Source organism: Halomonas sp. ABH4_019 (genome assembly GCF_056159885.1).
This window is the reverse complement of the sequence record NZ_JBSWWC010000004.1, coordinates 70,636-81,032: the sequence shown is the minus strand read 5'-3', so window position 1 is coordinate 81,032 and position 10,397 is coordinate 70,636. Positions and strand designations below refer to the sequence as shown.

At 52.2% G+C, this 10,397-nt stretch carries 5 protein-coding genes; all 5 read right to left on the bottom strand.

Going from position 1 to position 10,397, the window contains the following annotated elements; genetic code table 11:
- Window positions 1-161 precede the first annotated feature (161 nt).
- Genes ACXAFN_RS16060 through glmS form a run of 5 tightly spaced genes read right to left on the bottom strand, consistent with a single transcriptional unit; the run spans window position 162 to window position 10,347 of the window.
- A complete protein-coding gene (locus tag ACXAFN_RS16060) occupies window positions 162-989 on the bottom strand; it encodes a sulfotransferase family protein (RefSeq protein WP_474990300.1) in 828 nt (275 codons plus the stop codon).
- 48 nt (window positions 990-1,037) lie between these two features.
- Window positions 1,038-5,930 carry an FkbM family methyltransferase gene (locus tag ACXAFN_RS16055; RefSeq protein ID WP_474990298.1) on the bottom strand — a complete coding sequence of 1,631 codons (4,893 nt, stop codon included), beginning with the start codon at window positions 5,928-5,930 and terminating at the stop codon, window positions 1,038-1,040.
- Between the two features lie 54 nt (window positions 5,931-5,984).
- Window positions 5,985-7,265, bottom strand: coding sequence for a UDP-N-acetyl-D-mannosamine dehydrogenase (gene wecC / locus ACXAFN_RS16050; protein WP_474990296.1), 1,281 nt, complete (start codon window positions 7,263-7,265; stop codon window positions 5,985-5,987).
- A gap of 50 nt (window positions 7,266-7,315) precedes the next feature.
- Window positions 7,316-8,440, bottom strand: coding sequence for a non-hydrolyzing UDP-N-acetylglucosamine 2-epimerase (gene wecB / locus ACXAFN_RS16045; RefSeq protein WP_474991049.1), 1,125 nt, complete (start codon window positions 8,438-8,440; stop codon window positions 7,316-7,318).
- A 50-nt stretch (window positions 8,441-8,490) separates the two neighbouring features.
- Complete coding sequence (glmS, locus tag ACXAFN_RS16040; protein ID WP_474990294.1) at window positions 8,491-10,347, bottom strand: glutamine--fructose-6-phosphate transaminase (isomerizing); 1,857 nt, start codon at window positions 10,345-10,347, stop codon at window positions 8,491-8,493.
- Between the last annotated feature and the right edge of the window lie 50 nt (window positions 10,348-10,397).

The following is a 10,397-nucleotide window of genomic DNA, read 5'->3' as shown; positions in this document are numbered from 1 at the left end:
CAAGACTTACTCAAGGCTGTGCTAGGGTAGTGACGCACTCTTCGATGCATAGTTCATAATATGACATGGACATAACACTTCGAAAAATCGGTTCAGTGCTGCTTTATACAATTTACGGCGGGCCATTAATACCTGAAAATCATATCGCAACAAGAGAAATATCAAAGAATACACCTTGATACTATTTCAATATACTCCTCCTTCTCAGGATCAACTTCTTTCTTATATGTGCTTGCCCGCTTAGCATTAATCTTCCCTGACAAATCATCCAGAAACTCTTCAGCTACTTCAGCGTTTAAAAACTCAAACAACCTTCCAAGTTCAATTTTAGGTTGGTAAACTATATCTTCAAAGCGAACTTCTATGTAATTATCACCGGCATAAGACCTCCCCAGCAACTGTGTGCTAATAACTTGATTAGCCCAAAACTGTGCTGCTTGGTTAAACGATCCACCAGCCCATCCGAGCCTGACAAATGAATTTGCCACATCCATGCCATTCCTTATGACATGGACAAATCTGGCTTCAGGGTAAATAGACAAAATCTCCTTAATAAGCCTTCCATTCATTGGCCCCCCATCCACCCAGTCTTTAGCAAAATTTTTACTGGTCCATGGAGAGTAAACATTCCTCAAAAACTCTCTGGCAGATTGAACTCTCTCAACTTTACCGAGATCTCCAAGCGACCTCAGGGGGTTAAGGGCTCTCATATAATCTTTCCAAGACATCCATTGATAAAACCCTAGCTCTTTACCTCCTCGAGCAGAAAATTTATAACGGCGTCCTAGGTATCCAATTATTTTCTCCACCTCATTTGATGACAATTGTTCTTTGGTCAGGAGCTGAAAAATCCCATACTGAATGTTAGGACACGAAAGCAACTGGGGTTCAAACGGAAATGAGCAAAATTCAGAATGACTTCCAATACACTTATCTACTATAGTAGTTCCACTGCGCCCAGAACCCACAACAAAAACAGGAGCACTCATAACACCACCCATAAAAAACGAGATAAATAACCAAAGCTCAAAAGCGCATCAGAAGAACAACTCAATCTCTTTTAACGACATTTCTTTAGATTCAGACTTCGACCTGACTCGTAGAGAGGCATTCTTAGAAAGAGAAGAAAACGACTCCTCATTAAAGTACAGCTGTTTAATTGCATGCGCCATCGCAAGATGATCTTCGGGCTCAACAAGCGCTGCACAGCTTTCATCGCAAAACTCTGGTATAGCCCCAACTTTGTTTGTTACTGGAACTAAACCTGAAGACATGGCTTCATCTCTAGAGACACCTTGTGTATCCATCCTTGAAGGACATAAAAATACCCCATAATTTTTGTGCAGCACTGCTATATCTTGCTGGCTTAGAAACGTCCTTTCAATCTTTACATTTTCAAACTTCTCTAGCGGCTTCACTGTATCAGAAAACAAAATACCATCGCCGATCAAGTGGAACTCTAGGTCATTAAAGAAGGGCTCCTCAGACAAGGCCAAAATGCACTTTACAGTCAAATCATTAGCATAAACCTGAGAAGTATATGGACGAATCGATAGTATCCTCTTCCTCTGCTCAGGATCTTTTTTTCTATAACAAAACAAATCTGTGTTAATCGGGTTATGAATCACCCGATATTGATCCTCAGGTATTTTCACTCCCAAATCTTCCATTGCTTCATCTGCAGAATACTTAGAAACAAAAACAAGCTGAAGATTCTTAGGCATGGGTTCTAAAACTGAACGCCATAACTTCATTCTTTCCCGGCTAGCAGTTAGCGCAACTTCCTTCTGCTCAATAGTTTCAATATTGAACTTCCTTCGATACCATGGCTGGATATCAGCACCGTGCACCCACACTGTAACACGAACATCATCAATAAAATCTTTTAGCACTTCCCACATATCCGAATCGAGGAAATGCACTAACACATGACGATAGCGCCCACTAGTCAACATGCATCGTAAGGCTTCCTGAGACCCCGTCGTCACATCGATATTCTGGAACTCGTGCCAAGAGATAGGTTGATCCTTGCGAAGACGGAAGATATCGACATTCACACCTCTCTCCAGATATCCTAACACTCTGCTATGCACGAAGCCATTGCGATAGAGGTCTTCGTAGCTCGGATAATGATTGGTCAAGAGCAGTACGTCTGACTGGCCCAGGATGTTCTCTGGCTCGAGGTCGAGGTGGCCCAGCAGCAGCCGCTCAATTCGTGCGTTACCTCCTGCATAGATGCGCAAGCCCAAACGTACAAAGGCTGTTCCCTCGGGGAGTGAGACAAGCCGGTTACGATTCGGCTGTTCAATCACATGGCCGATGCGCTTCTTCTTTTCATCCAAGAACAGCACCACCAGACTCAGATTGAGACCAGGTTCGACCTGCATATGCAAGGGAATCGTCGCCGGCTCAGTATCATTCAACTGCTCAGCTAGTACCTTGCAGTCAATATCCTTCACCGCATAGACGTACTCGTGTTGTCCATCCGGTAGCTCCGAGCCAACCTCAAGCACCGAGCCTTCCAGACTAAACTTGAGAGCCTTGTTGCGAGATAGCTTGACAGCACCATCTCCTTGTCCATCTTCATCTCGTACTTCGTGGCCAGTCAGGAAAGTAAACGGCTTTCCACTCAACACGTGCACCAACTCACGGCCATCAAGATAAGGCACTTCCCCTGAACTATTTTCCATCGGGGCCACAGACTCTGCCAGCTTGAGCAGTTTCTTCAAACAGATACCCGTATCGACTTGGAGATCATCGACGGCCTTGGCCACCACTTCAATATCTCCCTCCATCCCATTTTCACAATAACTATAGGCATCAATGGCCAGCTGTCCCGGATTCTCATATCTCCAGGTTTCCATTCCAGCTAGCCACTTATCGGCTCGAATGCGTTCGGCGGCCGAAACCGTAATCGCCGCTCGACGAGCCATCAAGTGGTTAACCGTCCTATAGACCTCATCATTATTGTACGGGTCACACGCACCATGCTGCCATGAATGATAAGCCGCCTTGCCAATTATTTGGGCATCGCTATAGCGAGTCGCCAAGGCGAGGTCCAGAAGATAGTGGCCTCCATAGTAATCTTGAGGCAACATCCCCGCAATCCAGCTGACCTCGCCTGCCAGATCACTCAGTTGCCTGCGACGCAGGTCTTTAGCAGTCAGCAGCTCTACTTGGCAAGTTGCCGATGCCGCGGCTGCTTCTGCCTGAGCTATAGAAACTCCTCGACGCAATACCACGCAGAGCGATACTTCGACCCCCGTTTGACGCTCCACATGGGCAGCAAGCCGCTCCACATCCTTTACTGTACTGGCTGTTGCCAGCACCTTGAAGGTCGGTAACGGCACCAATACTTCCTGACCACTAACCTTCGAAAGCACGTAGGCAAAACGCTCAGCATAAGTATGCTCCCACATGGCCTTGCGAACACCAGCCAGGCGCAGTCGGTCGATACTGCCCTCTTCCTTCAATTGTTCAAGGCGGCGCCTCACTTCCGCTCCGCTGTCGCTCGTCACAACCAAGTCGCCAAACATCAACCGCACTCCACGCGAGAAATTGCTGACCGTCAGCGTATTGGAACCTAATAGCTCATAGACCCGGCGGGCGAACATGGTCTGAGACTGTTTGATAGAATTCAGATTGATGGCATAGCGATAGCCTTTATAGGCCTTGTCGATCTGTTCGAAAGGCAATGTCCCCACGATATGGTGTTGGTAGGCTTCGGGGAACTGGTAGTTAGGATCGCTTTTACCGTAGTTTCGGTCGTAGATTTCCAATGGCCGGAAGCTAGGTAGTTCCTGAACGAAGCTTCCCAGATCTCGGGTACGTTCCGGATAACGCACATAATAGGCACCGGCGAAGCAGAAAGCATCTTGGCGCTGATACTTCTCGATGGGGTTGTGTACAGCGGGCTGACAGGCAAACGGAAGAAAGTAGACTCGCTCATGCCCCAAGGCTGCCTTGTAGCGATGAATACAGTCAATATCGGTGGTGAAAACGAAATCGAATAGACGCGCCGTATTCAGAAATGTTTCGAAGTGAATCGGATCTTCCTTGTTCCAAAAGATGGAAGGAATGTGCCTCTCACGGCACCAAGCCACAATCCCCTGCAGTTCCTGACTGGTGTGGCCGACTTTGCTTCCCCATAGTTCATCCTGACCACGCCATGCCGATTCAATAAATAGTAGTTCGGGCTGACAAGCTTCCAACTCAGCAAGCCAATGCTCGGGGGTCAGCTGATGAAGATCACATTCCGGCTGATAGGAAGCAAAGGTGAAATCATCCATGATGCAGCCCACCCGCACCCGCTTGGCCGGTTTATCGACTAATGCCTGCATACTGAGTTGCCGCGGCTTGAGTGCTTCGGATGCAGGCAGCGGTTTGACCATGGTGGCATCGGTTGCCACCCGCTTCGCAGGTAACTGACCACTAGCATCTGCCTTGACTTGGCGTCGAAGGCGCCATAACCTCACCGGTAACTTGAGTGCATCTGTGAAGGAGTGAGAAGCGGCACGAAAGTACAACCCTGCTTTGAAAGTCAAACTCAATTTCAGAGTCGTCAGACTACGCAATGCCTCAGCACGTTGCTGTTTGGCTCGCATGAGGTCCTGGTTCAATTTTTCAGCCCTCTGCAGAAGCTCGCGTGCTCGCTCTTCCTGCTGAGCTAATTTAGCTTTTAGAGCCGGGATTTGATGGGCCGTTGCATTACGATATTTTTGATTAACCTCAGACAACTGGGCTCTCAGGAGCTGGTCTTTTTCACTCTCTTCCGAGTCCTTCTCTTCCATTATTGCTTTGACCCTACCCTCATTCTCCCCCAATAGTTTTACTATGGTTTCTAACTCCTTTCCCAGCTCTTCCAACTGATTCCGGCCTAATTTTTTAATCTCAGACATCCATGCACGATCCTCCTGTCTCGCTCGGCACTCATCCTCTATCATTTCCTTCAGCACATCGACTTGCTCCATAACAAAGTCCATTTCTTTTAATCTTTCCTTATCCATTTCCCACCTTCTCCCTATCTCTTCTATCTGCTCATTCTTTCCTTTTATTACTTCTTTGCTAACATCCAACTCCTGACCAATCTCAACAAGTTGATCCTTGAGCCTTTTTATTTTCCCGCTAGCATCTCGGTACTTTATATTAACACCATGAAGATCACGCTGGAAAGCAAGCAACCTAGGCTTCACTGAGTATTCCAACGCTTGAATCTTATCAATCAACTTATCTTGTCTAGCAACTTTGTCAATTGAGTCGAGATGCATAAAGAGGTGCGTCGGCGTCGCGTTGAAAGTGTCCATGTAGCCATAGCCCAGCCTCTCAAGCCAAGCCTGTGCTTCTCGATAACTCTCATATGATTGGCACTCCACATAGAGATAAGGGTGATCCCGGCTAATCAGCTTTTCAGCACCACGAAGCACTTCCAACTCCATCCCTTCCACATCGACTTTAATCGCTCTAACAACTTCATCTAACGGCATGTCGTCGAGCCTAATAACGTCAATATCACCTTCCTCACCATGCAAAACCTCGATAGACTGGGCGCCAAGATTAGCCTGATCCAGATGAGAAAAGCGAGCTTTTCCAGGTGAACTCCCCACTCCCACGCAGTGAATATCAACGCGATTGGCTAGCGAATTGACCTCTATGCTTTCTTCAAGGGCAAGGCATAAATTCACATTAGGTTCGAATGCTATTACACGGCAACCAACGACTGCTGCAAGGTACAATGTGTGATTACCGATATTCGCACCAATATCCAGTATCAAGTCTTCCCTATTAAGCCATGCCGCCATATCTTTCAGCATTTCGACTTCGTAGGGAGCGCCCTCCCTGGCAATCTTGCCTTGGATATAGTCGGTATCTTTATGCGGCAAAGCCATCTGGTATTCTGCACCATTAATAGCAATACGCGTCAGCTCCGTCATTTATTTTTCCCCAAGGCCATTAAACTTTAGACACACTCATCGTAACCAATAGCCTTAGCTAGCCCATACTCCACGCGAGTCGACCAAATAACCCATCGTCAACTGTTTATCCGATATCGCCTTAAAAGGCTTGTGATCTACCAGCAGCACCACAACATCGGCGATTTCGAGTGCAGCCTGTTGATCGACCAGGCTGGTTCCTGCCAGCTTGCCTTTTGGCGGCTCCTCAATATTCGGCTCCACTAACAACACTGTTCCAGGATGGTGTACTACAATATTCTCGGCAATTTGCAACGCTGGACTTTCGCGCACATCATCGATATCCGGCTTAAAGGCCAGGCCGAAGCAGGCGATCGTCACGTCCCTAGCAGTCTTATCCGGATTGTCACTCAGAAACTTTCCCACGGCCTCGTTAACCTTATCTATCACCCACTGTGGCTTGCTATCATTCACTTCCCGCGCGGTACTGATTAGCCTAGCCTCGTCTGGCGTTTCACTGACGATAAACCAGGGATCCACAGCAATACAGTGCCCCCCCACTCCGGGGCCAGGCTGCAGAATGTTCACACGTGGGTGGCGATTGGCAAGCCGGATCAGCTCCCAGACGCTTATGTCTATCTTGTCGCAGATGATGGAAAGCTCATTGGCAAAGGCAATGTTTACATCCCGAAAGCTGTTTTCGGTCAGCTTGGCCATTTCCGCGGTACGTGCCGTGGTGGTGATGCATTCACCCTCGACAAAGATTCGGTAAAGGGACGCCGCAGCTTCGGAACATTTTGGGGTCATGCCGCCGATTACCCGATCGTTCTCCACCAACTCGCGCACTACATGGCCGGGTAGGACACGCTCTGGGCAGTGGGCGACACGGATATCGGACTGCTCACCATGGGTCTGGGGGAAGGTGAGGTCCGGTCTCGCCTCGGCCAGCCAGGCCGCCATCTGCTCGGTAGCCCCCACCGGGGAAGTCGACTCCAGGATCACCAGGTCGCCCTGCTTCAATACCGGTGCCATCGCCTCGCTCGCGGCCTTGATATAGGCAAGATCCGGAACGTGATCGTTGCCATTCTCCGCCTTGAAGGGAGTAGGCACAGCAATCAGGAAGGCATCCGCCGGTTCTGGCGTGGTGGTGGCACGCAGGTAGCCCTCCTTTACCGCCGCATGTACCACGATGTCCAGCTCTGGCTCGACGATATGGATATCGCCGCGGTTGATGGTATCGACCGCATGCTGGTTGACATCTATCCCGATTACCTTCTTGCGGCGGGAAGCAATTACGGCGGCAGTCGGCAGACCAATGTAGCCCAAGCCAATAACGGAGATGGTATCGAAGTTCATGGTGACATCCTTATACGAAACTTTGAGGTTTTAACCTGGTGGCTAAGTGCTTATTTCTTAAGCACCGCCAACGCATCGAGAATGCGTTGGCACGCCTTCCCATCGCCGTACGGGTTATGGGCATAGCTCATTGCCTCATAGGCATTCTTGTCCGTGAGTAGTGTACGCAGTTCGCCGACGATACGTTCCACATCGGTACCCACCAGCTTGACAGTGCCTGCATCCACGGCCTCGGGCCGCTCCGTGGTATCGCGCATCACCAGTACGGGCTTCCCGAGAGATGGAGCCTCTTCCTGGATACCGCCGGAGTCCGTCAGGATCAAATGGGCACGATTCATCAGGTAAACGAAGGGCAGGTAATCCAGCGGCTCGATCAGGTGGACATTATCAATATCCGAGAGCAGCCGTTTGACCGGGCCCAGCACGTTGGGGTTGAGGTGTACCGGATAGACGATCTGGCAATCGGGGTGGGCGGCAGCCGTATCGTGCAGCGCCTGGCAGATACGCTCGAACCCGCCACCGAAACTCTCGCGACGGTGCCCCGTCACCAGGATCAACTTTCGCTCGGCATCTAGGAAATCGAACTGTTCGCCGAAACGCTGCTGTAGAGTCTGTTTGTTCTCCAGCTTCTCCACCACTTCGAGCAGCGCGTCGATGACGGTGTTACCTGTGGTGTGGACCTTGGCCGGTGCAATGCCCTCTTCCAGGAGGTTCTGCCGCGAGCGATCGGTTGGCGCGAAGTGCAGCTCGGCCAGGGCTCCGGTCAGCTTACGGTTGGCCTCTTCGGGCCAAGGGCTATAGATATTGCCAGTACGCAGGCCGGCTTCCACGTGCCCGACGGGAATCTGCTGGTAGTAGGCGGCCAGGGTCGTGGCAAAGGTGGTCGCGGTATCGCCATGCACCAGCACGATATCCGGCTTGACTTCATCCAGTACGCCTTTCATGCCCTGCAGGATAGCCGTGGTCACATCGGTCAGATCCTGGCCGGGCTTCATGATGTTCAGGTCGTGGTCGGGGACCAGCTCGAAGAGGTCCAGCACCTGGTCAAGCATTTCACGGTGCTGGCCGGTCACACACACCTTGGCGTCGAAGCGCGCATCGCTGGCCAGGGAAAGGGCCAGTGGCGCCATCTTGATGGCTTCGGGGCGCGTACCAAACACACAGAGAGTCTTGATGGGCATATAGGGTCAGTCGCTAGGCGTTAATGGAAAAAACAGGAATGGAATCACTCGACCGTCACTGATTTGGCCAGATTCCGAGGCTTGTCGACGTCTGTGCCCTTCACCAGCGCGACATGGTAAGCGAGCAGTTGCAGCGGAACGCTGAACACGATGGGCGCGACAACATCGCTTACCTTGGGCAGTAGTAGATTGTCCATGCCCTCGCCGCTCTCAAGGCCGGCGTGTTCACAGACGAAATTGATCAATTGGCCGCCGCGGGCACGCACCTCTTGTAGATTGCTCTTGAGCTTCTCCAGCAGGTCGTCGCTGGGGGCCACCGTCACCACCGGCATGTCGTCGTCCACCAGGGCGAGGGGGCCATGCTTCAGTTCGCCGGCGGCGTAGGCTTCCGCATGAATGTAGGAGATTTCCTTGAGTTTCAAGGCACCTTCCATAGCTACCGGATAGTGCGGGCCGCGCCCCAGGAACAGGGTGTGGTGCTTGGTGGCAAATCGAGAGGCTAAGGCGGCAATTGCCGGTTCCAGTTCGAGCACCTGTTCCACCTGCGCCGGCACGCCTCGAAGTCTGGCCATGAGTGCCGCTACGCGTTCGCCCCCCATGCGCGGCTGGCCCAGGGCGGCAGCCAGCCACAGCAGGGCCACCAGCTGCGTGGTGAACGCCTTGGTAGACGCCACGCCGATCTCCGGCCCGGCAGCGGTCATCAGCCGCAGGTCGGATTCACGTACCAGCGAGCTTCCGGGTACGTTGCAGATCGCCAGGCAGGCAAGATAGCCGGCCTGCTTGGCCGAACGTAGTGCCGCCAGGGTATCGGCCGTTTCACCAGACTGGGAAAGCGTCACGAACAGAGTGTCCCTGGGCACCACCACGTGGCGATAGCGAAACTCACTGGCTACCTCCACTGCACAGGGCAGACCGGCCAGTTCCTCGAGCCAGTAGCGCGCGACGAGCCCGGCATGGTAACTGGTGCCACAGGCCACGATCTGGACTTGGCGCGTCCTGGCGAGGATCGCCTCGGCATCCGGCCCGAGGATAGACGTCAAGACATCGCCCTTGTTCGACACCTTGCCCTTCAGGGTTTCGGCCAGGGCCTTGGGCTGCTCGTGGATCTCCTTGAGCATGAAATGGCGATAGTCACCCTTCTCGGCGATCTGATCGCCATGCTCGTAGCGCACAACGGGACGCTCCACGGAGCGGGAGCCCTCTCCCTCCAGGGCATAGAGCGCCATGCTCTCTCGGGTCAGCAGGCCGTAATCCCCTTCCTCCAGGTAAATAAAGCGGTCTGTGACGTGCAGCAGAGCCATGGGGTCGGACGCAATGAAATGCTCGTCACTCCCACACCCCACCACCAGGGGGCTTCCCATCCGGGCGCATAGCAACATGTCTGGATGTTCGATGTGAATGACCCCCAGCGCATAGGCACCGTGCAACCGCTTGAGGGTCTGCCGGAATGCCTCCAGCAATCGTTCACTCGGCTCAGCCGCCTCGGCACACTGGTATTGCTGGTGGAACAGATGGGCGATCACTTCCGTATCGGTCTGAGAGTGGAAGCAGTAGCCGGCTGACGTGAGCTCTTCCCGCAACGCCTCGTGATTCTCAATGATCCCGTTGTGTACGACGGCGACCAAGGCACTGGAAAGATGCGGATGAGCATTCAACCTGCTCGGTTTGCCATGGGTCGCCCAGCGCGTATGGGCGATACCCAGGTTGCCCCTCACCACGCGCCGCTCGAGGCTCTTCTCGAGCTCAGCCACCTTGCCGATCTCACGCTCACGCTGAAGCTGGCCAGTGTTAAGGACGGCCAGCCCGGCGGAGTCATAGCCACGATATTCCAGACGTTTGAGCCCTTCGACGAGGATAGGCGTGACGTTACGCAGGCTAGCTGCGCCAACGATTCCACACATAGAGGTACCTGATGTGATATCCCCCAGACCGTTCTTGGACCTGGAGCGGC

Coding starts and splice junctions, on each gene's coding strand:
- ACXAFN_RS16060 (WP_474990300.1), bottom strand. CDS start 989: ATGAGTGCTCCTGTTTTTGTTGTGGGTTCTGGGCGCAGTGGAACTACT.
- ACXAFN_RS16055 (WP_474990298.1), bottom strand. CDS start 5,930: ATGACGGAGCTGACGCGTATTGCTATTAATGGTGCAGAATACCAGATG.
- wecC (WP_474990296.1), bottom strand. CDS start 7,265: ATGAACTTCGATACCATCTCCGTTATTGGCTTGGGCTACATTGGTCTG.
- glmS (WP_474990294.1), bottom strand. CDS start 10,347: ATGTGTGGAATCGTTGGCGCAGCTAGCCTGCGTAACGTCACGCCTATC.